Here is a 24,063-nt window from a genome sequence, read left to right as displayed (position 1 = left end):
ATTTGATCAAACTATCGTAAAAATAACCTGTCAGTATACATTCAAGCAAATTAATCTGCGTTTAAAATCTATTTTTACCGCCATTTAGCATCATATTATGAAACGTAAGATTAATATCTTTCCTATACTGGCCATCGTATTTATATTTTTCGCACTTAATGCCTATGTGCTTTCAGGTTTCGGTGCCATTAGTCAATCTGCCGCTTTGGTTCCATTTTTTTGGGTATTTGTTATCGCATTAACTATAGCCCTATTTTTTGCCATTAGCCAAATGCGGACACAGGGTACAGGTAAATTCTTCCAGATTATTACCCATGCTTTCTTAATTCTGTTCACTGCCGAAGTCGTTTTTGCATTATTCCTGCTCATCGGCGATACTTTGAATTTTTTAGCATCAATACCATCGAGTTTTGAGCCACAGGGTTATCAGGTTGCAGGTCGCAATGTTTATTGGGTGGATTTTGCCTTCGTGATGTTTTGCCTAACCGTGATACTATTTATCTTCGGTATCATAAGGGGTAAATATGCGTACAGAATTATTAAACATACCTTGTATTTTGACGATTTACCAAAAAGTTTCGACGGTTTTACCATTACCCAAATTTCGGATGTGCATGCCGGAAGTTTTACCAAACCCAAGCAAGTTCAAAAAGGGATAGACCTCATCAATGCACAGAAGAGCGATTTATTTGTTTTTACAGGAGATCTGGTCAATAACGCCGCATCAGAAATCGTTCCGTATATCGGGCATTTCTCGCAGATCAAGGCACCCTTTGGTCAGTTTTCAGTACTAGGCAACCATGATTATGGCGATTACATTAAATGGCCATCAGAAACCGATAAGGTAAATAATTTAGCGCAGTTGAAAGCTTATCACGCAGCATTGGGCTTTAGACTTTTACTTGATGAACATTTAGAAATAACTAAAACCGGCGAGAAAATTATTCTGGCTGGCATTGAAAACTGGGGACTAGGATTTGGAGAACGTGGTGATTTGCAAAAGGCACTTTCAGGAACCTCTGTCAACGATTTTAAAGTATTGTTGTCACACGATCCATCTCATTGGGAGGCCCAGGTAAAAAACAATCCCTCAAAAATTCAACTGGCTTTGGCTGGTCATACCCATGGAATGCAATTTGGCCTTGAAGCCTTTGGCATAAAATGGAGCCCGGTAAAGTACCGTTACAAACATTGGGCTGGAATTAAATCAGAAAATGGCCGCTATCTGAATGTAAACAGGGGCTTCGGATTTATTGGATTTTCAGGCAGGATTGGCATCTGGCCAGAAATTACCGTGATTGAGTTGAAAAGAAAGGCTTAACAAGAAAAGTAGAGTAGGTAATTTGAATAGCTAATGTTAACTTGCTTTTAAAATTAAAAGCAAGATGAAATTCATTTTATTTTTTCTATTCACGTTACCGTTTTTTGAAGCGCCAAGCATCGAAAAAGATAAAGACCGTTGGAAACCTTACTATTTAGCTGTTGAACCAGAAAAAACTGCTGACAGATGGCTACTGCCATTTGATGTGGCCGATCGTAGCAAAACAAGCAGCATTAAAATCATCAGTATTTTTGGCGATCACCGGGATAGCTATTACAAAGGGCATATTCATACCGCCATTGATATTAAACCCGCAAAACCTAAAAATAACTATATTCCGGTTTATGCAATGGCAAATGGAGTAGTTTGCTCCGTACATTTAGGTGAAAATCAAAAAACTGTTGTCGTTCGGCACACGTTGAAGGATGGCAAAACTATGTTTACCAGTTATAAACATTTAAAAGAAGTTTATGTAACTAACGGAAAACAGGTTAACCAGAATACTAAACTCGCCCGTTTATTTACCAAAGAAGAAAGTAAAAGATACGGTGGAGATTACCACCATCTTCATCTGGAAATTAGAAAAAAATTTGATGATTATGGCTGTGCAAGTTGGTTAACATTTAACAATACACAATTAAACGAAAGATTTTATAATCCTCAGGATTTTCTGAAACAAAATATGAAATGAATTTACGCGGTTGAAATATTTACATAAGCTGAAAGCCTTTTACACACAAAAAATTAATAATGAAATTTTTTAAAAGGCTAAAACTTATCTAGCTATGCTCATGCTGTTTTCAGAATTTGGGAGTAAATGAAATAGCCATATATTCGTTTAAGGAGCGTTAATTTAGAATCGGGGAATAACCTTAGGGTTAGTCCCCGTTCTTCTTTCGGCCCTTTTCTGTTTTACGCCTGCTTATCACCTTGCCTTCTGGTGATCATCTTTACCGTAAAATCTATAAAAAAATTTTACTTAAGACGATTGACCGAAGTTCACATTTTGTTGATACAAATTACACAACAGTGGCGTATTTAATCCCCTAAAGTACAACAGAAAAACTTCTGAATTATGTTTGAGAGATATTCAACAGTAGAGATACTAAAATCAATGCCAATAGTCCCGAGCCAGAGGATCTCGATGACTTAATAGAAGGAGAAGATGAATTAAATGATATCCTTTTGCAAAGAACAACTGGTGAGCCGCTTAGAAAAAATTACAGTTATCATTTGCAACTGATCGTTAATCACCTCATTAGAATATACCAGATTACCGAATGGGAAGATATGCCCCTGCCTTGGGATAATCTGTGTATTGGCTCGGATTTCGACGGAATGTAGAAACTATCGACTGCGGCCGCAATGCAACAGAATTTGATAGTTTCGCACTGGCCATGACTAAAGCACTGGATACCGGTGCCCGGCAAACACAAACTGATTTAGGCTTAAGCGCTGAAAGAATTGTAGCAAAGCTGATGTACGAAAATGCGATTAATTTTATGCATAAAAATTTAACCTAAACAAAATTAACAGTACCTACTGAAGTTCAGATAAAATGATGAAGTTTTTTCAAAATCGAGCGCTCAATTTGTCGATGTATGAAAATCTTGGTCAAACAAATCTTCGGTTATTTAGTTTACCTTTAAGCGCAAATAACTAAAGTAGTCTATGATCATTTATCCATTGCCACCAAACGAAAACGAACGACTTTCTGCTTTGGGTGCTTACAATATTTTAGGTGGTGAAAAAGACTGTGATTTTGATGATTTAACGCGTTTAGCAGCCGAAATTTGCCAGACACCTATTGCTTTAGTCACCATTTTAGGGGAAGACACGCAATGGTTCAAATCTAGCTTCGGAACTGATCTGAAACAAACCTCACGAGAAGTTGCCTTTTGTTCGCATTCTATTGCCGGCAATGGTGATATTATGATTGTAAATAATGCAAAGCAAGATCATCGCTTTGTTCAAAATCCATTAGTTACCGGCCATCCTGATATTGTTTTTTATGCCGGCGTTCCACTCTTAAACCCTGAAGGATTTGCATTAGGAACTTTATGCGTAATCGATCATGAAGAAAAAGGATTAAATGAAAGCCAGATTAACGCCTTAAAAATTCTGGCTAAACAGGCGCAGCATCAGCTTGAGTTGCGAAGAAAAGTTAGCGAGCTTGAAAAGGTTAACATTGCTTTAAGCGAATCTAATTTATTTATTGAAAAATTTGCGCAACGCGTAGCCCATGATATCAAAAACCCTCTGGCAAGCATCATTCTTTCTGCTGAATCATTACGAAAGAAATTTGATGCGCAGGGTGATGAGAAGGCGGTTAGGTTAATTCAGATTGCGTTACGCTCTGCCAATAATTTGGTTAATTATGTTGATGACATGCTTGATTATTCAAAGGCACCGTCAACTTTGCTGGAAAAACAGGAAACAATTGATTTCAGGTTATTGCTCGAAAACTTAATCCCGATGTTAAATGTACCAAAGGATTTTAACATCAGCATGCCCGAAAGGATCAACATCCGCACATCAAAAATTGCGATAGAACAAATAATGTTGAATTTGCTCACCAACGCCATTCGCTACAATGATAAAGATAAACCTGAAATTCAGGTTTCCTGTGCTTTAGCTGACAACCAATATGTACTTCAGGTTAAAGATAATGGCAGAGGCATCTCTGAAGAAAACCTTGAAAAGATATTCTTTGAGGGATTTACCGTGAAAGAGCACGATCGGTTTAACCGCAAAGGGAATGGTTTGGGTTTAGATGCGGTAAGCAGCCTGGTTGGCAAAATGAGAGGCAGCATAAAAGTAGATTCTGTACTCAAACAAGGTACAACTGTTTCCATTTGCCTCCCCAAGTAAACAATACAAAAAAACGCCTTCACTTATAAATGAAGGCGTTTTTATGCTACATATTTTTTGATGAAAGCGATTGATCAACCAATATTCCGTTATTCATTTTCAAGTTGAAGTTAACTTTACGTTTAGCCTTTAGTTTGATTACAAATAAATCCTCATCACTTTTCAATGTCGTTTTGTTTCCAACATTTACAAACGTTGGGTATAGCACTTTACTGCCATCTGTATGTAAACGATCGTAAGTTAGGTTTTCCATTGATTTTGTACCAATAGTATCAACACCAACATATTCATAATCTTTGCTATCGTATGGCAATGCAAAGCTTAACGCATTTACATCTTTTAAGCCAATGCCCTTTACTTTAATTTCCACCATCTCATCTTTTTGAAAAACTGATTTCGATACATTTAAAACAATATTTCCATCTAATTCAGCTTTCGCAGGCGCCCTTACGCCACCATCAAGTTGAGTGGCAACATTCGAAATATCAAAGGCATCAATTAATCCATTTTTATTGATATCACCCTTGCTGATGTAACCTTCAAAATCAGCATCACCTTTTTTTAATCCTGTATAATTAATGTAGGATGTTAAATCATTACGATCGATAATTTTATCGTTATTAATGTCGCCTGAGATGGAAAACTCACTCCCTGGAACCCTGAAAATATACAATTCACGTCCGGAGCCAAAGCCACCAGCTCCTTTTTCCACTTCGATTTTCAGGAAACGAGCTTCCGGATTTCCGTTGAAGGCAATAATTTTCGGGTCTCCGTTATTTTTCCAGTCAAAGTCGTTAACCTTTTTCCAGCTAGTTTTGTCTTCACTGTAGAATACGCTGCCTTTCATTAATGTTCCGTTTCCTCCACCCTGACGTGGCAAATAGCTTAATCGATCCAATTTGTTCACCCCCTTTAAATCAATAATCATTTCAAAAGGATCTGATTTTACACCCCATTTCGTATGCCAGATATTTGATTCATCGAAATCAAAAAATTTGGAGATACCTTCTCCACCCTGATTTTCAGCTGTGGTTTTTGCGCTGATACCTTTGATTGCATATTTCAAGGGGTTGGCATTGGTGGTCACATCTAGCATCGTCCAATCCGAATGCCCATCTTTATTCACAGCCCTTAACTTGAGCGTGTATTTCGTTTCCGGAGTGAGACCATCAAATAAAAGTGTGGTATCTTTTATCGTAGAATAAAGCATCTCCTGAAAAAGAATTTCATAATAATCAGCATTCTTAACTTTATCCCATCCTGGTTTAAAACTAAAAGCTGCCCGATTACCCTCGTTAACTTTGAAATTTTGTGGAGCACCAAGCGATCCCTTTGAAACCAAAAGCTGATCATTCTGCTCAGATTTAAATCCTTTAACCTCGAGAACGATATCATTCTTTGAAATATTTGTAGCAGCAAGCTTCAATAAAACAAGTGGATTTTTTATGATTTGAACTTTCTCAAAAGCTGATCCTTTAGTGCTAAATTGGTTTAGATTTGGTTTCTCCTCATAAAAAAACACATTTTCGTTTCTAATAAATTCTTCTTTAGAAAATACTTCAGTTAATTTTATTTTACTTCTTCCAATCTTTGCAGATAAACGCTTTGGCTTTGCTGTTACATTAACATGCACTTCTGTCGTTTTTTCGGAAACAAACCCATCGAAATTACCCCTTGTTGCGTAGATATGAATCATCGCCGCATCTCCATCAACAGTAGATTCAATTAAGGTACTTGTCCCTTTTCCTAATTTATAAGCTTCAGTTGATCCATCATCATCATATTCTAAAAAAGAACTCTTTTCAAAAGGATAAACTTCATAAATACGGGCATTGCTTTTGATCTGCTTAACATTATTGTTTGCTTTAGTTACCGGAATAATGGAACCTGCCTTCACAAAAACTGGCAGTTTCCACAATGGTGCATCGATATTGTTGATCACACGGTCTCCAAGATATTGATTGCCGGAAAAATAGTCGATCCAGATTCCTTTTGGCAGATAAATACCATTTCTGCTGTCATTACCATCCTTATCCATTTTAGTTTCCTGGTAAATCGGCGCCACCAAAAATGCCGAACCATACATAAACTGATACTGGGTAGCAGTGCCATGTGTGTATGCATTGGGATAGGCCAAAAACATTGCCCTGATGATTGGAAGTCCATCTACTGCTTCTTTGGCAATACTATAGCTGTAAGGCAAAAGGGATGATTTCAGTTTCAAATAATTCCGGTTGATGGAGGTAACTGGCTCACCTAAAGCATGCGGGTACTTCTCATTCGAACCCCACCCATCCATGTTCAATTGCATGGGTGTAAAAGTTTTCCATTGAAAATCGCGTGTATTTACCGTTAGATTTTTGCCTCCAAAAATTCCATCCATATCCGAGGTAATATTCGGCTGACCAGAAAGGCCTGAGCCGATATAAGTTGGAATGTGAAATCGGATATATTCCCACAAGCCACCGGTTTGGTCGCCCGACCAAATGGTAGCATAACGTTGTGTACCTGCCCAGCCATCAAGCGAAATGATAAATGGCCGGTCATTGTTTCCATAGTAAGGCATCGTTTTGGCTACATCGGCTACGCCATTTAAACCAAATGAATAGCCGGCACCCACCCAGGCCACATCGGTTTTTAAAACCCTAACGCCAGCATCTCTCACCTCACGAACAATATCGCGTTGCAACAATGGGCTAATCCCTTCTTTTGGATGTAAATCAGACTGTGTCCAGAGACCGATTTCTACGCCTTTCTTCCGGGCATAATCTCCTAAATCTTTTAAATTCTGAACATTCCCTTCCAAACTTTGTGTTTGTCCGTAACCTGCACCGTAGCCATCGTTGGGTAAAATCCATCCGAAGGGCATATCATGTTTTTCGTATCGATCAATCACTGCCCGGGCAGAAAACTGATAATTATTCTTCTCACCATTGAGCGATTCACGAATACCGCCGTTATCTTTCTGGCTTTCTTTATATCTTTTGCCATCCTCAAAGAGAATTCCCTTTTCATCTTCTTTCCAAAAATCGCGGTTGTACGCATTAAGGTGCCCTTCATAGAAACCAAATTTCGGGAGCAAAATCGGGTTTCCGGTAAGTTGATAATAATCATTCAGAAGTTCCTTCGCTCCAGCATCAACCATGATAAACAAATCCAAATAGCTGGTTTCATGAGAAAGATTAACGATACCATTTTCTTTTGAACCAAAGTCGTACTTTCCTTTCGCAAAAGTATACCACATGATTCCATATCCTTTTGTAGACCAATAAAATGGCGTTGGAGAGGCTACACCGCCATCTGTCCAACTGTTCTGATTTTCAATTGAAATTGCCTTCCCTTTATGTGAGAATCTGCCATTTTGAACACCTCCACCATAGAAATATTCATCTGCATGTTCTTTCAAAGCAATGCTTGCCGAATTTTTATCAAGTAAAATCGATGAGCTTTGTTCAAGTACCAGCAAACTGTCTTTTAAGTTTATAACTTTTATCAGATTGCTTTTTTTATCAATCTGAATTTCAATTTTTGAGGTTCTGATATTAATTAGGCCATCTTCATCTTTAAAAAAAAGTTTGGCAATGGCTTTTCTTGGATTTTCAACAAGTATTTCAGCAACAGGTTTTGCTTCAGGACTGCGGATAAAACCCTCCTCTCGATCCTGAAACATTCTAAAGATATTTTCTCCATAGAAATCAATGGTTAAACGTTGTTTATTAGCTAACTGGAGTTCGATGGTGGTTCCATTAATTTGTTTGGCGCTTAATACCTCTCCGGCTGAACAAGTGAGTTTTTGCTGGTCTCCAAAATTTCCAAGCGCAACAGCCATTTCAGTTTGAAGTATAAAAAATAAAGTTGTTGCAATTAAAAGTGTTTTTAGGGATCTTAATTTCATAAAAATTTAAACTTATCATAAAAGTAAGGCGCTCGGGAATAAAAATCGAACGCTATTATTGCGCAAACGGTTGACTATGGAAATTTGTTACAAAAAGAAAGCCGCAGCAATTTAATTGCTACGGCTTACATGTATGTTAGAATTAAATTCGGGGACTAATAACCGTTGTTTCCAAATTCTGATGCATTGGTAATGGCATCTAAAAAGTATTGTGGAATTGGCCTAACCGTATGTTTTTTTGGATCAAAATTAGGTGCGATGATTGGATTGGTTTGCTGAAAATAAGCGGTCGATAAATTTCCCGTTCTTTTCAAATCAATCCAGCGGGTGTGCTCACCAGCCAATTCGCGACCTCTTTCCTTTAAAATATAAGCTACGTTCATTTCAGCTGGTGTTGCCAACATTTCGTTTTCACGGCTTGTGATTGCAGCACGTTTACGGATTACATTTACATAGTTACTGGCTTTCAAAAGATCGTTATTGGCCAAAATAGCAGCTTCGGCGGCAATTAAGTAAACTTCGCCGAAGCGGATAATTGGAATATCACCCAACCAGTTTTGATTAGATTGCGCATACATTTTACCTGAGAATTTTTTAAATGCCGGGAAAATATTAATCAAACTCGGCTCATTCGGAAAGGCAGCTGGCAGCTTATAATTATTCGATGCGTCGAAAAGATCACTTGGATCTGCAACTAAAGCCGGAATTTTCTTTTTATCAGCCACTGGAATGGTCCAGTTTGGTGTAAAAACCGAAAGGCCTACATCATTTGTCATGTTTTTTTCCTCTTCAAAAGTACCGCCTGAAGCCAGAAAATAATCTGGTCCGGTGTAAGCCTGTCTGGTACTTAAAATGGTTTTACCAACAATAGACGGATCTTTTTGATAAGCCGTTGCCAATGCAGCAGTAATTACTTTATCGGCACTTGCATAAAACTTGTAGGTGAAGGTATTTGCAAACCTCGTATCTGGTGTATTTTCTCTCGGATCGAAAATATTGGTTAACAGATATTTTGTTGGCTTGTACTGTTTTGAATTAGACCGGCCGTAAAGCACAGTAGTTTCAATTGTTCCCCATTCTGCACCCCTACCGCCTAAATCTGGCAAATAGTATTGGCGGGTTCTACCTCTGTTAAACCCTTCAGGGTTTAAACCAGAAACATCAATTGCCTGAAGAAAAAGAAATTCGGTATTACTTTTATTGTTTTTCAAATCAAACGCTTTGGCAAAACCAGAACGTGTAGCATCACTTAAGTACAATGCTGCGTTGTATTTTGCCGGGTTGTTAATCAATTCTTCAGCTGTGGTTAGGGCTAATTGCGCATATTGCTCCTTTTCGCCTAAACGTGTACGTTGCAGGTATACTTTTGCGAGCATCGCATAGGCAGCTTTTCGGGCAATGCGACCTCTTAAAGCGCCCTGGGTAATTGGCAATTTTTCGCAGGCAAATTTCAGATCAGAGATAATCACATCATAAATTTCTTTTTCTGTACTTCTTGTTGGCTGTATGTTGTTACCTTCCGTAGCCGCTGATTTTGTAGTGAGGTAAACGGGGCCAAACTGCTCTACCAGATTAAAATAAGCCCAGGCTCTCCAAAAATAAGCTTCAGCAACTTTTGCATCGATGTCGGCCTGTGAGCTGTAACCCTTAACTTTCGAGCTAAATTCAATCGCTGTATTGGCAAGGCCGATCGCAGAGTAACAACCACCCCAAACAGTTTTCAACGTTCCTAAATTTGTATTTAAGGTATTATCATAAGTGGTAATACCGATATCGGAACCAGCATAGTTGATCCACAAATCGGTGCCCATTTCTGATGGACCAATGAAATCTACCTTGCCATAGAAGAAGTAATTATCAACGTAAATGGTATTGATTAATCCCTCCCAACCAGATTTGTTGGTATAGGCAGTTTCTAAGGTAGTTGCTCCAGGATTTACTTCATCAAGGTATTTTTTGCATGAAGTGGTGCTAAGCGAAAACACAACGATTAAGCCTAACGAATATTTATATAATGTTTTCATTTCCTTTTTATTTAAAATTAAAATGAGGCGTTCAAACCAAAAACCATTTGTCTGTACAATGGAAAGCTATCGTTTCCGGCAGTTTCAGGATCAATATTTTTAAGTAGATCGCTTTTGGCAAATACGAAGCTATTGTAAGCGGTGCCGTAGAATCTAATACGGCTAAATCCAGCTTTGCTGCTAATTTTTCCAGGTAAAGTGTATCCCAGGGTGATGTTTTTAACCTTGAAATACGATCCGTCTACAATTGATAAAGCGCTGATGAAAGTATTGCTTAAACTCGTTCCGGTAGTTGGTCTTGGAAAATCGTTCGTAGGGTTTGATGGTGTCCAGTAATTGTAAGTTTCGGGTTGTGCAACTGTATTCCAGTAACCCAATAATTGCGCATTAATGGTTTGTCCGTAACGCATCGTCATAAATACGGTTAAATCAAATCCTTTGTAAGCAAAAGTATTTTGTAAACCCAAACTAAAGTCTGGCGTATTATGCCCAAGAATCATCCGATCGGAAGCTGAATAAGGATGTACACCATTATCACTTACACCAGAAGCATCAGTTCTGGGTACTGTGGCCAATTTAACATCACCAGGTTTTGCACCATATTTCGCCGCTTCAGTTTCCTCTCCCAACTGCCAGATTCCTAATTTTTTATAACCATAAATTACCGTTTGAGGCAATTGACTACCAACAAAAAGGTTATTGGTAATTAAGGCTGTAGCGGCAACTGAATTGCCTAAATCAAGTTTCGTAAGTTCCTCTGTAGCTCTGGTAAAAGTAAATGCCGAATTCCACCTGAAATCTTTGGTATCAATATTTCGGCTGTTGATGGTTAACTCAATACCCTGATTCTTTGTTTCCCCGATATTGGCATAAATAAAATATTGATTTTTCGCATCGTAACCTCCATCTGTTGGTGGTAAATTTCTTGGATATAAAACGCCCTTTGATTTGGTGTGGAAATACTCTCCGGCAAAATCAACCCTTCCGTTAAATAAAGTAAAATCTAAACCTAAGTTGAAATTGTAAGAACGTTCCCAGGTTAAGGCTTCGTTACCTAAAGCACGGTTGGTTGAATACAATGGCAACGCTGTTGAACCGCCTAAAGTAAGTGGAAAATCTCCTGATCTTGAAGCTACCAAAGTACTGTTATTGTAAGCAGGGATGTTTGGATTTCCGGCCACACCATATCCCGCTCTCAACTTAAGATTGGTTACGTAAGCTTTGCTAAACTCCATAAATTTCTCATCGCTAATGCGCCATGCAGCGGAAACCGATGGAAAGGTTGACCATTTATCAATCAGCTGAGAAACGCCATCCCAACGGTTGGAAGCCTGAAAGAGATATTTGCCTTTGTAGCTGTAGTTAATTCTTCCGGCAAACGACATTCTGTTCTGTTGCGTATAACCTGTTGCCTTAGTGGTAGATAATGTGGCTGCTGCCAGGTTATAGAATTGATAATCATCAAATTCAAGTCCGGTACCAAAAATGAAAGAACGTTCTCCTCTTCTATCTTCGAATGAGGTGATACCCGTTACAGTAAATTGATGATCATTGGCAAGGGTTAAATTATAATTGATGATGTTTTCCCACAAATAATTGTAAGCGATATTGTTTTCGTAACTGGCCTCTTTTGCGGTCCTACCTTCTGAAAGAATGTTATAAGATCGCTCATTTGCGAAAGTACCTTGGCGATTAGCAGAAAGTGTTAAACCCAGGTTTGAACGAATGGAAAGATTTTTAACAGGCGTAAATTCTACATAAGGGTTTACGGCCAGGAAAAGGCTTTTTGTATTATTGATGAATACACCGTCAGCATAATTGGCTATCGGACTTACTGCCGAAACACCTGCAAGTGGCAATGCATTTACCGATCCATCCGCATTGTAAGCGGAACCTAAGGGATAAACGCCGAATGCTTTATTGATACGACTATTCGTTTGATCACCATTTCTTAGGTTAACCGTAGTTTGCAATCCGGCTTTAAAGTATTTGTTAAAATTCACGTCAACGCCACCACGAACATTGTAGAATTTAGATTCATCACCCTGATAAATACCCTTTTCCTGAATGTAACCCAAAGACATATAGCCCTGAACTTTTTCTGAACCTCCTCGAATGGAAATGTGATGGTTTTGTTGCGATCCATTACGTAAGGTTTCATCAACCCAATCAATCCATTGGTTATTATTAATTGCTGTAATTCCGGCAGCCGGTACACCTGCATCAGTTAAACTGGCAGGATAGCGGTTATTCGCTGTAAAATATCGTTCATTAATATACGTTAGCCAGGCATCGCCCATTAATGCTTTTGGAAATTCTGCCCGACCATTGGTACCATAATAAGTATCTACATCTACCTGAACCTTGCCCGCTTTTGCTTTCTTGGTGGTAATCATAATTACCCCATTGGCACCTGCTACACCATAAATTGCGGTAGATGAGGCGTCCTTTAACACATCAATCGTTTCAATATCATTGGGATTTAAACTGTTGATATTTCCAATAATCCCATCAATAACATATAAAGGATTTTGTGAAGCGCCAGGAATTGAACCGACGGTAATGGAGCGGTTACCCCTTAGCAAAACGTTTGGCGATTGCCCGGACTGTCCGCTGGTACGCTGAATATCCAAACCGGCAACCCTGCCCTGCAAGGCCTCCATTGGGCTGCTCACCGGATTTAAAGTGATGTCTTCGCTTTTTACACTCGAAACAGCACCAGTTAAATCCTTCTTCTTCACGGTGCCATAACCTACCACCACTACATCCTCTAGGTTGGCGATGTCTTCATTCATTACTACTCTAACCTCGCTTTTTCCATTTACATGAAATTCGGCTGATTTAAAACCAACTAAACTCAAAACCAAGGTTTCATTACCGGTTTCCAGGTTGAGGCTAAACCTTCCATCTGCGTCTGTAGCAACTGCAGCTCCACCACCTTTAACTTTAACAACCACACCAGGAAGTGGACCGCCTTTCGAATCTACTACACTTCCTTTTACCGGAAATACTTTTGTTTGTTTAATTTTCGATAGAGAAGTTAATGGTTTTGGTGATTCCACGGCAAGAGATAAGAGCGGTAGCAATGCTATCCCTCCCGCTAAGCCGAGAACACCAAACGTCTTGAACAGACGATTGTGATGTAAATTTTTGCTCATGGGTTATAATATTGGTTAGGTTTGGTTAAAAATTGATTTAAAAAAACTATAACCGTTGAAAGTACAGTTATAATTTCAATCCAAAAAAAACGCATCATATTTTTTACAAATGAAAATCGTATTCTCTGGTAAATTTTTAGCTAAACAAATCTATAGTAGGATGAGATGTAAAGATTGTAGCATATTTACAATAAACTATATCATATTATCAAGAAATTGATCTTAAAAAACTAACAATAAGTCCTTTACACTAATTCTGAAGTAATAACTCGTTTAACGACGCTGATAAAATAGTTAATGCTTTATCCATTTCTTTCAGATCCATACTTCCAAAACCTAAACGACTGGCGGTTAAATTTTTATTTTGATAAAGAATCGTTTTTGGGAGGAACAATCCATTCTCCATGCATTTCTTACGTAGTTTGATTAAATTAAACTGGCCCAGCCAATTCACCCAAACAGCTAATCCGCGGTGCGGAATGTGAAAGTCTATCTTACCCTTAAATTTTTCTTCCAATAATTTTATAAAGTAGTCCCGGCGTTCTCTATAATTTTTCTTATTTTTTTTAGATAGACGGTGTACCTCTCCTTCCTGAATCCAGTCGGCAAGCACTTGTTCCTTAATTACATCTACTCCTGGAGATAAAATACGCTGATGTTTTTCCAGTTCTTCAATAAAACTTGCTGGCGCTGAAACAAAACCATAACCAAAACCCGATGGTAAAGATTTTGCAAACGATCCAATATAAACCACTACACTGTTTGAATCAATTGCTGCTAAAGGAAGTATGGTATTGTTATCAAAATGAAAATCAAAATCGTAGTCATCCTCAACAATAATAAATCCGAATTGACTGGCCATTTCCAGTATTTCGATTCTGCGTTTAGCACTCAACGCAATTGTTGTAGGGTAATGAAAAACAGAAGTGAGGTAAAGTATCCTGATGGTATTTGTTTCACATATTTTTCTGAGCTGAACCGTATCAATACCATCCTGATCAACAGGAACTGAGATAATTTCAGCACCGCTATCCAGAATACTCATATTGGATTGGTAATAACCCGGCGAGGCAATCACAACTTTATCGCCAGCTGAAATCAATAGCTTTAATACCAGGTATAACCCTATCTCATGATTTGTTGTCGTTAATAAATTTGCCTCGGCAATCTTCAGTCCCCTGGTTACATTCAAATAGTTGGAAAACTGCTTTTTAAAATTTGCACGTGTTTGTTGCTGCACCTGCCCCCACACTTTCTTGTTTTTGTTTCGTTTGAGTTTAGATACATACAAACCGGCCAGCACATCGGTATGTACCAACCTTGCATCTGGCAAGCCATCGTTAAATTGAAGCGGCAGTTCGCTCACTTCAATCGGATCCTCTAGAATTGTAGATCGCTTGAAATTAAAATGGGGAGTAGTTGAAGCACGAGACAAAACTCCTATCTCTTTTTGATGCGCTTGTTTTTGACTAGACAGAATGAAAGTACCTTTACTTGGCGAAATAGCAATAAAACCTTGCGATTCTAAGTCTTGAAAGGCCTTAATCAGCGTATTCCGGTTCACGTTCAACAGTTTGCACAGCATTCGGGTACCTGGAAGCTTTGTACCTTCTGGCAAAAGACCGAGTTGTATCGCTTTAATAAATTCAAATACAATTTGTAGATAAATTGGTGTTGAGGCACTTGAATCAAGTTGAATAAAACTTTTGAAAGGAATTTGAACCGGACTATCCATTATCTTAAAACTGGTATACTTTAGTGGTACGGCAAGATACTACTTTTGCAAAAAAATTAACAAGTGAGAAAATTTTATTTTACCATGATGATGTTTTTGACTGCAAATTTATATGCGCAGCAAAAACAAGATACAGTGATTAAGATTAACGATGTGGTGATTACCGAAAACGGTTTTAAAACACCAATCTCCAAACAAAACAGAAATGTTTACATCATTGATAAGGAAATGATTGCCAAACTGCCTGCCCGCAGCATTCAGGAATTATTGCTATACGCAAACGGGGTTGATTTAAGACAAAGAGGTCCGTTTGGTGCACAGGCCGACATCAGTATTGATGGTGGCAGTTTTGAACAAACCGTGGTACTGTTAAACGGAACCAAAATAATCGATAGCCAAACGGCACATAACATGTTAAACCTGCCAATTCCTGTCAAAGCGATTGAAAGAATTGAAGTGGTACGCGGACCGGCAGCGAGAATATATGGCATTAATAGTTTGACCGGCGCCATCAACATCATTACCAAAAGACCAACTCAATCAGGTGTATTGGTTGATGCGCATGCAGGCTCCAATTTTGAAAAAGACACTGAAGGAACAGGCAAAACCTTTTATAATGGCGGTGTGCAGTTAGGTGGAGTGCTTGCCAAAGAAAAACAGCAACATTCGCTTTTTGGTTCGCATGATCAGAGCAACGGTTATCGCTTCAACACACAATTTGAAAACACCAAATTGCTTTATCAGGGAAATTTTCAGTTTGATGATTCGAATGAACTGAATGCTTCTTTCGGTTATACTAAAAACGAGTTCGGAGCCAACGGATTTTATGCCGCTCCAGGAGATAAAAACTCGATAGAAACCGTACAAACTACCTTGGCTGCTATTCAATCCAAACATATTTTATCAAATCGCTGGACATTATTGCCTCGTTTGAGTTATCGATATAACTTTGATAACTACCGCTACTTTGGCAATGTGAACCCAAATGCCGGGGTAAGTAAACACAGTACAAATTCATTTGCCGCCGAAGTGACCAGCACTTATAAAACCAACGATGGTGAATTAGGCATCGGTGCGGAAATTAGAAGTGAAGACATCAATTCATCAAATATTGGCAATCATCGCCGTGAAAATGCTGGTTTCTATGCCCAATACCGCACAAGCTTTTTCGAGAAACTAAATGTAAATGCTGGAGCTTACCTCAATTATAATTCTTCTTACAAATGGCAAGTTTATCCGGGTATTGATGCAAGTTATGCACTTACAGATGAATTTAAGTTTATCGGAAGCCTCGGAACCAGCCAGCGTATTCCGTCATTTACCGATTTGTACCTCAACCAACGCCCTGGTAACATTGGTAACCCTGACGTGAAGCCAGAAAACGCCTTTCAAAGTGAAATTGGCTTAAAGTTTATTCAAAGAAAACTAACATTCAATGCCAGCTTTTTCTATAGAAGCATAGATAACTTTATCGATTGGACCAGACTGGCTGCTACCGAACCTTTCCAGGCAAACAATGTCGGTTCGATGATTACCCGTGGCATCAGTTTCCGTTCAAATTATAGCATTGACATTAATGACTACTCAAAGTTCAACATCAATTTAGCTTACTCTTATCTCGATTCGAGATTTAAAAATATGACACAGGTATTGGCTTCAAAGTATCAGCTTTCTGCTTTGAAACACCAGGTTACCAATACCCTTGATTTTAAGTACCGCAACTTTTCTGTGTTATTGGCTACCCGGTTTAACCAGCGTATGACCAGTAAATCATACTGGATCAATGATTTCCGATTGAGCCAGTCGATCGATAAATTCACCATTTATGTAGATGCACAGAATATTTTCGATACACAATATTTCGAAATCGGCGCCATTCCGCTTCCTTCGCGTTGGTTCAGTTTGGGTGTAAAGCTTGTAACGCTTTAAATGCACTAAGCAATTAAAAAACTTATTCGTAATTTTGCGGCAATGATTTTCTACAAAACTGACGAACAAGTGGAACTGATGCGAATCAGTGCTCTTTTGGTAAGCGAAACCCTATCTGAAATCGCTAAAATATTACGCCCAGGTTTGGCCACCATAGAAATTGACAAATTGGCCAATGAATTTATTTTAGATCATGGTGCTGTGCCATCTTTCTACAATTATAGTGGTTTCCCTCATCACATCATCACCTCAGTAAATGATGTGGTGGTTCACGGTTTTCCAGGTAAAGAAATATTGAAAGATGGCGATATTATTTCTGTTGATGTAGGTGTGATTAAAAATGAATACCATGGCGATCATGCTTATACGTTTATCATCGGTGAAGCAAGCAAAGAAATTGTTGATTTGGTTAGAACCACTAAAGAATCGCTTTTTGTGGGCATAAATGAAGCTGTGGTTGGTAAACGACTAGGCGATATTGGTTTTGCCATTCAAAATCATAACGAAAAACAAGGCTACGGCGTGGTTCGCGATTTTGTTGGTCATGGCCTCGGTAAAAGCATGCACGAAGATCCGCAGGTGCCTAATTACGGAAAGAGAGGTTCGGGTTTGATGCTTAAAGAAAATCTTGTCTTAGCCATTGAACCGATGATTAACATGGGTAAAAAAGATGTTTATATCGAAAAAGATGGGTGGACGGTAAGAACTAAGGATGGCAAACCTTCGGTTCATTTTGAACATGATGTTTGTGTGAAAAAAGGCAAAGCACTAATTTTATCTGATTATGCACCAATTGAGGCCGCAGAAAAAAGCAATCCAAATTTGAAATCAGATTACTAAGCAGTCGAAACATATAAATTATTAAATCGAAGCGCCAACCAAATAAGTTGGCGCTTTTGTTTTTTAATCCATTTGCAATTATTCACATCGTAGTGTTAGCATGAATAATTTCTAAACCTGAAATCTGCTGCCGCTTATTTGCGCTAAGCCTTACTTGCTTATTCAAACAAAAATTGGAATACAAACACTTATTTGTTAATTTGGCTTTGAAACCAAATCCTTAAAACTATTTATGAGTAATTTAAATTTAGGCGCATTTTGCATGAGCCTTACCGTGAAAGATATTCACGCTTCCAAAGCATTTTACGAAAAACTGGGCTTTGTTGAAACTGGTGGTAACATCAGTCAAAACTGGGTTGTATTGAGAAATGAGGATAAGGTGATTGGCCTTTTTCAGGGCATGTTTGAGAAGAATATGCTAACGTTCAACCCCGGTTGGGATCAACAGGCACAGCCCACAGCAGCATTTACAGATGTTCGTGAAATTGCTAAACAACTCACCGCTAATGGTTTGGAACTAAATGAAACTCCTAAAGGTGAAAGCGGACCGGCGTATATTACCTTAACTGATCCGGATGGCAACCCGGTATTGATCGATCAGCACCGTTAACTTTAACTAAAACCTTAAATCAAACAACAAACAATAATGGCAACAACAAACACTTACTTAAATTTCAATGGAAATTGCGAAGAAGCATTCAATTTCTATAAATCAGTGTTCGGGGGAGAATTCACTTACCTCGGGCGCTTTGGCGATATTCCGGATAGCGATGAGTATAAAGTTCCGGCAGGCGATAAAAACAAAGTAATGCATGTTTCACTACCAACTGGTGCATCCGTTTTAATGGGTAGCGACAATGGTGAACAATATGAATCATCATTTGTAAAAGGCAATAATTTTTCAGTTTCCATCAATGCAGACAGTAAAGAAGAAGCTGATCAACTTTTTAACGGTCTTTCAGCTGGCGGACAAGTAACAATGCCTATGGCCGATACTTTTTGGGGTGCTTATTTCGGGATGTTTACGGATAAATTCGGCATCAATTGGATGGTAAATTACGATGATCCGGCTAAAATGCAGTCTTAAATTTCACAAAGAACAAAGGTTATTTAAGAAATCAGATAACCTTTGTTCATCACCAAAAGATAAATCACAATGACAAAAAATACTGTAAACTTACATCGGGTAATTAAGGCTCCCGTAAACAAAGTATTCAAGGCATTTTCTAATCCGGATGCAATGGCATTTTGGTTACCACCTTATGGTTTTTTGTGCCAGGTGCATCAAATGGACTTTAAATTGGGCGGGAGTTTCAAAATGTCATTCTACAATTTTACCACAGATAAAAGCCACTCATTTGGGGGAAATTATCTCGAAATAAAACCAAACGAAATCTTAAAGTATTCGGATAAATTTGATAATCCACAAATGCCTGATGAAATGATTACCACCATTTGGTTTAAGGAAGTACTTGCTGGAACAGAAATTAACGTCACGCAGGAAGGCATTCCAGCACAAATACCCCTTGAATTTTGTTATCTAGGCTGGCAGGAATCGCTAGAAAAGTTGATAAAACTTGTAGAACCAACCATTAATGAGTAATCGGGCTTACCTGTTAATCATTACTTAGTATTATGATATTACTTTACAATAACAGCAGTTTTCGTTGTCTTCGGAAATACGGTATCTGGTGATCTAGCGATTTTTCCAAAACGGCTCGGAAGCTTTGCACTACAGCAGCTCTTTAAATTAATTTTAGCGGCAGGCACGGCAATATCTTTTTTACCATCCTGCTTACAAGAAAAGGTAAGCAGGATCGCTAACCAAACTAATTCCACTTTGAATCTTTTTTTTATAAAGGCTGCCCGAAGCCTTGTTAAGTTTTTTATCTGATATCCCTTACACATCTAAATCCTAAGTTATTTGATGCACTGTTAATCTCACCCTTTCCCCTGCTTCCCGCCTTGTACCGATTACAATATTCCTCATTACATAAAAACGAACCACCTCTTTGTACCCGTTTTACGGCATTTGGTTCCTGAGGATCATAACTGTCAGCAGGGCCTTTAGGATTTTTTTTCGGGCTGTTCTGATAATACTCCGGTCGGTAGAAATCCGAGCACCACTCCCAAACATTGCCCTCCATATCGTACAAGCCAAATGCATTTGCCTGATAGGATTTGATATTTGCAATACCTTGAGAACCATCCTCTTTCGTATCCTGATTTGGAAAATTTCCCTGAAAAATATTAGCCTGCCATTTCCCCAAAGGTTTTAATTCAGTTCCCCAATAATAAGGTTGTTGGTTTTTACCTGCTCGGGCGGCATACTCCCACTCCGCTTCTGTTGGTAAACGCTTACCTGCCCATTTCGCGTAAGCTTCTGCATCGGTATAACTTACATGAACAACGGGTTGCTGAGCTTCCGCCTTACTATTTGCTCCCAAGGGATTTTTCCAACTCGCACCTTTGATATATTCCCACCATTGTAGTGGGTTTTCCAATGAAACGGGTGCTTGAGATGGAGAGAATACGGCAGAACCTGGAACAAGATCTTCGGCCGGCACTCCTGGAAAATCTTTTGGATTCAGTTCCCGCTCGGCAATGGTTTTGTAACCTGTTGCTTTTACAAAAGTTGCAAATTGTGCATTGGTAACTTCATGTTCGTCCATCCAAAAATCATCAACTTCAACTTCGTGTATGGGTTGGGCGTCGATAAAACTGACATCATTTGAGCCCATCATAAACGACCCGCCTTTTACCAATACCATTTCATTGTTAGTTGCGATATGTTCGGCACGATCAGTTGGCTGTTTATTATTGATGCATGAAAACATCAAACCTGTAACCATACTCAATTGCAAAAGCGATTTTCTCTTAATCATAAAGGGTGTAAATTAGCAAAATAACCTCATTTATTCATTAAGCAGTGCCTTGCCATTAAGCAACATATCTGCTGCCGGCGTGGTTTTTAGGTTAGCAATATCAAATTCAGCCAATATAAGTTTCAATTTATCCAATTTGCCTTTATTTCCTTCTTTCTGCCACTGAGATTTTAAAATCCTTATTTTCTCAAAATCCTGGATTCCCTCAATTAATTTCTCGAAACGAATTGAAGTAATGGCATTCGGATAGACCTGATAAGTATCGCCTGCGGGCCAGGCCGTAAACCTGCTGTCTTTTAATGGATCTTTTGGCCAGCTGTTATAAGCCCATCGCAGGTAGCCAGTATAACCCTTTGAAGCTGCATGCCAGCTAAGCCAAACGTTTTCGGCTGGTGGCGAAAACGTAAACCCATTTGGATACGCTTCGGTGCAACAGGTATAAAAGGTACTTGGCTTACCCGCCAATTTACGTGAAGCCAGTATCGAATCGGGAAAATGGAATCTGGAAGCGATACAATACTCAAAAATATCGCTTTCAATTTCTGAATGATAAGCGCCAGCCAAAGCAATTTTCCAATTGGGATCTACTGATTTTATTAATTTGATGACGGCCTGCATATCTTTCATTGGCCGCTCATCCATAGCAATGGCGGTAATGCCAAACCATCCTTTTGCTTTTAAATGCCTTGTAAAATCGATTAACATTCTAGTCCAAAACTCTTGATAAGCAGGCGTTTCAGGCCCGGCATTTATAATCACATCACTTTGTTGTTTTTCATCGAAATAACTAAAAGATAATTTCCATGGCACCATGCTGTAACAGTTAATCCGCTCTTTAATCCCACAGCTCATCACAAAGCTAACGTATTGATCAAAAAGCCTATAATCGTATTGCCACGTTCCATCTTCCTTTTTTATCCACTTAATCAAACTCGGAAAATCATCATACGTTTGGTGCCCCCATGGTTCGTTGATAATGCTGGTGGTAATGTTTTTTTGCCCCGCTTGTGCCAGCATGGTGTAGTAAGGCCGCATGTGGTTATAGTGCATTGTACTCCATAAAGGCACCTGATGCACTCGGGCAATCGCTGCCGGATGTTGCCATAAATCCAGATCATATTTCCATTTCCCCGGCGGAGGCAATACTTTGTTAATTACTTTTAAAGAAAGATTAAGTGTATATTTCTGACCTGCAACAACAGTAACCTTCGTATAATAATTGTCTGCTTCGGTATTTTCCGGAATGGAAATACTTAACCAAATGGGTTGATATTCATTTTTGCTGATATGCATTGATGAAACCTTAAGGATAGGATCTGTCACCTGCGAGGAGTCGAAATCCTCAGGTTTTCTATAGCCGCAACCTTTTGCAAATTCATCTGTTGTAACATAACCCACATAACCCACTTTAACTGCTCCACTTGCAATTTTGTTGCCTTTTTTTGAAATAAGCTGGCCAACCGTTGTTGTTAAATTACTGATATCAACATTTGCTTTTACAAGCAATTGTAAACTAATTTTCTCTCCTTTCCATGCATTAACCTGTGATTGTTTTGCAAAGGTAACTGAAGGTTCTTTCCCTTTAGTAAAGCGAATATCCGAACTGATAAAACCCACTTGCACAGCAACTGAATCAGATGATTGAGCTAAATATGAGGCATGGCTGCTGATGTTCAGGAATATAAATAGAAAGCTTATTAATAATCGCATGTTGTTTTTTATCTAGGGTGTTCTTCTGTTAGCTTGATTTAGCAGGTATTTTCTGCTGCATTATAGCCTGTGCTTCTACATCGTCATACTGTTTAATGAGGTTTTGCAATTGGGCTTTTAATTTGCCTGTAATTGCTTCAAAACCCTTTTGGCCATATAGATTTTTCACTTCATTTTTATCCTGCTTTAAATCATATAACTCCCAACTTTCTACCCTTTTGTAAAACCTGATAAGTTTATACCGACCTGTGCTGATGCCAAAATGCGGCGAAACAGAATGCGTGGTATTTTCATAATAGTGATAGTACATCGCATCTCTGCCTTTTATATTTTTATTCGTTAACAGCGGAAGAAATGATTTGCCTTGCATATCTGCTGGTACAGATTGACCCGCCGCAGCTAAAACTGTAGGCCCGATATCAAGGTTCATTACCATATTTTGGTTTACTGTACCGGCTTTCACTACACCCGGATACCGCATTACCATTGGTGTACGGAAAGATTCTTCATACATAAACCGTTTATCAAACCACCCATGTTCTCCCATATAAAAACCTTGATCAGAAACATAAATCACAATGGTGTTTTTGCTTAAGTTATGCTGATCTAGGTAATCTAAAGTACGGCCAATGTTTCTATCCAATGAAGCAGCAGTAGCCAGGTAATCTTTCATGTAACGTTGATATTTCCACTCCGTAAGCGCATTGCCACTTAACCCACGTTTTTTATAATCATTAAATATGGGCTGATAATAGGCATCGAACTTTGCTCTTTGAGCAGCATTCATCCTGGTGATGTTACCATCTTGTATTGCACCTTCAAACATTTTTAAATCGTAGCCCAATTGCATGGTTTTTTCAATGCTCATATCCTGTACAGTAGCCGCAGCCCTTCCGGTATAACGATCGTAAAAATTGTGCGGCAACGGGAAAGTCGTGGCGTCAAACCTGCCCATGTCGGCAGTATCAGGTATCCAGGTGCGGTGTGTGTTTTTATGGCCAATAACAATGCAAAAAGGTTTCGAGGCATCTCTTTTATTCAGCCAGTTTTCAGCCGCATCTTCTATTACATTGGCTACATAGCCATCTATCTTTTTTCTACTGCCATCCATCATGATAAAATCCGGATTGTAATAATGCCCCTGTTCAGGCAATACCTGCCAATACGTAAACCCCTGTGGTTGCGTACCTAAATGCCATTTCCCTATCCATGATGTTTGATAACCCGTTTTGGTAAGTTCTTTGATAAATGTGTTTTGCGAACCATTAAACTGTGGATGTTCATTATCCTTGAATCCGTTTTTATGGCTGTATTTGCCAGTGAGGATGACTGCCCGGCTTGGTCCACATATCGAGTTTGTAACGTAGGCTTTTTTAAACAGAACGCCTTCTTTAGCAATACGATCAATATTTGGCGTTTGCATCAGCTTGCTTCCATAAGCACTGATGGTTTGATAAGCATGATCATCGGAAACGATGATTACAATGTTGGGGCGTTGCTGGGCAATAGCAGTTATACAATTAACCATTATACCTAACGTTATGATGAGCAATTGTTTTTTATTCATTGTTGGTTTGATTCTTTCGTATTTAATGATCTCAGTGTAGAAATTAAACGCAGCCAGAATATTTGGCTTTCAGTGATATAATATTCGCAATTGTTGATGTAAAAAAAAAGAATTTTATTGCGCAAACG

The 24,063-nt window shown here is 38.7% G+C and carries 16 protein-coding genes; 9 read left to right on the top strand and 7 right to left on the bottom strand.

Going from position 1 to position 24,063, the window contains the following annotated elements:
- Positions 1-97: 97 nt before the first annotated feature.
- The 4 genes from R2Q70_RS08625 to R2Q70_RS08610 all read left to right on the top strand — a co-directional run bounded on the left by R2Q70_RS08625 (position 98) and on the right by R2Q70_RS08610 (position 4,192).
- Positions 98-1,321 carry a metallophosphoesterase gene (locus R2Q70_RS08625; protein WP_316807203.1) on the top strand — a complete coding sequence of 408 codons (1,224 nt, stop codon included), beginning with the start codon at positions 98-100 and terminating at the stop codon, positions 1,319-1,321.
- A gap of 64 nt (positions 1,322-1,385) precedes the next feature.
- The gene (locus R2Q70_RS08620) at positions 1,386-2,012 is read left to right on the top strand and encodes a M23 family metallopeptidase (protein WP_316807202.1); all 627 of its coding nucleotides are present in this window, start codon (positions 1,386-1,388) and stop codon (positions 2,010-2,012) included.
- 622 nt (positions 2,013-2,634) lie between these two features.
- Positions 2,635-2,844 (top strand): hypothetical protein, encoded by a 210-nt coding sequence (locus R2Q70_RS08615; RefSeq protein WP_316807201.1) that lies wholly within the window; start codon positions 2,635-2,637, stop codon positions 2,842-2,844.
- Between the two features lie 148 nt (positions 2,845-2,992).
- The gene (locus tag R2Q70_RS08610) at positions 2,993-4,192 is read left to right on the top strand and encodes a GAF domain-containing sensor histidine kinase (RefSeq protein WP_316807200.1); all 1,200 of its coding nucleotides are present in this window, start codon (positions 2,993-2,995) and stop codon (positions 4,190-4,192) included.
- 46 nt (positions 4,193-4,238) lie between these two features.
- Here the strand turns inward: R2Q70_RS08610 and R2Q70_RS08605 are convergent, their stop codons facing one another.
- The 4 genes from R2Q70_RS08605 to R2Q70_RS08590 all read right to left on the bottom strand — a co-directional run bounded on the left by R2Q70_RS08605 (position 4,239) and on the right by R2Q70_RS08590 (position 15,004).
- Positions 4,239-8,087 (bottom strand): TIM-barrel domain-containing protein, encoded by a 3,849-nt coding sequence (locus R2Q70_RS08605; protein ID WP_316807199.1) that lies wholly within the window; start codon positions 8,085-8,087, stop codon positions 4,239-4,241.
- A gap of 155 nt (positions 8,088-8,242) precedes the next feature.
- Positions 8,243-10,111: a RagB/SusD family nutrient uptake outer membrane protein gene (locus R2Q70_RS08600; RefSeq protein ID WP_316807198.1), complete on the bottom strand. Its 1,869-nt coding sequence runs from the start codon at positions 10,109-10,111 to the stop codon at positions 8,243-8,245.
- Positions 10,112-10,128: 17 nt separating this feature from the next.
- Complete coding sequence (locus R2Q70_RS08595) at positions 10,129-13,269, bottom strand: TonB-dependent receptor (protein ID WP_316807197.1); 3,141 nt, start codon at positions 13,267-13,269, stop codon at positions 10,129-10,131.
- 250 nt (positions 13,270-13,519) lie between these two features.
- Positions 13,520-15,004 carry a PLP-dependent aminotransferase family protein gene (locus R2Q70_RS08590; protein ID WP_316807196.1) on the bottom strand — a complete coding sequence of 495 codons (1,485 nt, stop codon included), beginning with the start codon at positions 15,002-15,004 and terminating at the stop codon, positions 13,520-13,522.
- Positions 15,005-15,067: 63 nt separating this feature from the next.
- Between R2Q70_RS08590 and R2Q70_RS08585 the strand changes: the two genes are divergently transcribed.
- From R2Q70_RS08585 to R2Q70_RS08565, 5 genes are all read left to right on the top strand, one after another.
- Positions 15,068-16,933, top strand: a complete 1,866-nt coding sequence (locus R2Q70_RS08585) for a TonB-dependent receptor (protein ID WP_316807195.1) — start codon at positions 15,068-15,070, stop codon at positions 16,931-16,933.
- 42 nt (positions 16,934-16,975) lie between these two features.
- The gene (gene map, locus R2Q70_RS08580) at positions 16,976-17,773 is read left to right on the top strand and encodes a type I methionyl aminopeptidase (protein ID WP_010599437.1); all 798 of its coding nucleotides are present in this window, start codon (positions 16,976-16,978) and stop codon (positions 17,771-17,773) included.
- Positions 17,774-18,005: 232 nt separating this feature from the next.
- On the top strand, positions 18,006-18,383 hold the full coding sequence (locus tag R2Q70_RS08575; protein WP_316807194.1) for a VOC family protein: 378 nt from the start codon (positions 18,006-18,008) through the stop codon (positions 18,381-18,383).
- A gap of 36 nt (positions 18,384-18,419) precedes the next feature.
- Entirely contained in the window at positions 18,420-18,860 is a 441-nt protein-coding gene (locus tag R2Q70_RS08570) for a VOC family protein (protein ID WP_316807193.1), read from the top strand.
- A 69-nt stretch (positions 18,861-18,929) separates the two neighbouring features.
- A complete protein-coding gene (locus R2Q70_RS08565) occupies positions 18,930-19,376 on the top strand; it encodes an SRPBCC family protein (RefSeq protein ID WP_316807192.1) in 447 nt (148 codons plus the stop codon).
- Positions 19,377-19,659: 283 nt separating this feature from the next.
- Here R2Q70_RS08565 and R2Q70_RS08560 read toward each other — a convergent pair whose 3' ends face one another.
- Genes R2Q70_RS08560 through R2Q70_RS08550 form a run of 3 tightly spaced genes read right to left on the bottom strand, consistent with a single transcriptional unit; the run spans position 19,660 to position 23,935 of the window.
- Positions 19,660-20,658, bottom strand: a complete 999-nt coding sequence (locus R2Q70_RS08560; protein WP_316807191.1) for a formylglycine-generating enzyme family protein — start codon at positions 20,656-20,658, stop codon at positions 19,660-19,662.
- A 30-nt stretch (positions 20,659-20,688) separates the two neighbouring features.
- The gene (locus tag R2Q70_RS08555) at positions 20,689-22,368 is read right to left on the bottom strand and encodes a DUF4091 domain-containing protein (protein ID WP_316807190.1); all 1,680 of its coding nucleotides are present in this window, start codon (positions 22,366-22,368) and stop codon (positions 20,689-20,691) included.
- Positions 22,369-22,396: 28 nt separating this feature from the next.
- Complete coding sequence (locus R2Q70_RS08550) at positions 22,397-23,935, bottom strand: sulfatase (RefSeq protein ID WP_316807189.1); 1,539 nt, start codon at positions 23,933-23,935, stop codon at positions 22,397-22,399.
- Positions 23,936-24,063: the final 128 nt, after the last annotated feature.

This window comes from Pedobacter agri (assembly GCF_032678665.1).
In the GTDB taxonomy this organism is placed as follows: domain Bacteria; phylum Bacteroidota; class Bacteroidia; order Sphingobacteriales; family Sphingobacteriaceae; genus Pedobacter; species Pedobacter agri_A.
The sequence above is the reverse complement of the archived record's forward strand: the minus strand, read 5'-3'. Positions and strand labels throughout refer to the sequence as shown.

Bases quoted from the DNA above. Each gene is read 5' to 3' on its own strand.
- R2Q70_RS08625 (WP_316807203.1), top strand. From the start codon at position 98: ATGAAACGTAAGATTAATATCTTTCCTATACTGGCCATCGTATTTATA.
- R2Q70_RS08620 (WP_316807202.1), top strand. From the start codon at position 1,386: ATGAAATTCATTTTATTTTTTCTATTCACGTTACCGTTTTTTGAAGCG.
- R2Q70_RS08610 (WP_316807200.1), top strand. From the start codon at position 2,993: ATGATCATTTATCCATTGCCACCAAACGAAAACGAACGACTTTCTGCT.
- R2Q70_RS08605 (WP_316807199.1), bottom strand. From the start codon at position 8,087: ATGAAATTAAGATCCCTAAAAACACTTTTAATTGCAACAACTTTATTT.
- R2Q70_RS08600 (WP_316807198.1), bottom strand. From the start codon at position 10,111: ATGAAAACATTATATAAATATTCGTTAGGCTTAATCGTTGTGTTTTCG.
- R2Q70_RS08595 (WP_316807197.1), bottom strand. From the start codon at position 13,269: ATGAGCAAAAATTTACATCACAATCGTCTGTTCAAGACGTTTGGTGTT.
- R2Q70_RS08590 (WP_316807196.1), bottom strand. From the start codon at position 15,004: ATGGATAGTCCGGTTCAAATTCCTTTCAAAAGTTTTATTCAACTTGAT.
- map (WP_010599437.1), top strand. From the start codon at position 16,976: ATGATTTTCTACAAAACTGACGAACAAGTGGAACTGATGCGAATCAGT.
- R2Q70_RS08575 (WP_316807194.1), top strand. From the start codon at position 18,006: ATGAGTAATTTAAATTTAGGCGCATTTTGCATGAGCCTTACCGTGAAA.
- R2Q70_RS08570 (WP_316807193.1), top strand. From the start codon at position 18,420: ATGGCAACAACAAACACTTACTTAAATTTCAATGGAAATTGCGAAGAA.
- R2Q70_RS08565 (WP_316807192.1), top strand. From the start codon at position 18,930: ATGACAAAAAATACTGTAAACTTACATCGGGTAATTAAGGCTCCCGTA.
- R2Q70_RS08560 (WP_316807191.1), bottom strand. From the start codon at position 20,658: ATGATTAAGAGAAAATCGCTTTTGCAATTGAGTATGGTTACAGGTTTG.
- R2Q70_RS08555 (WP_316807190.1), bottom strand. From the start codon at position 22,368: ATGCGATTATTAATAAGCTTTCTATTTATATTCCTGAACATCAGCAGC.
- R2Q70_RS08550 (WP_316807189.1), bottom strand. From the start codon at position 23,935: ATGAATAAAAAACAATTGCTCATCATAACGTTAGGTATAATGGTTAAT.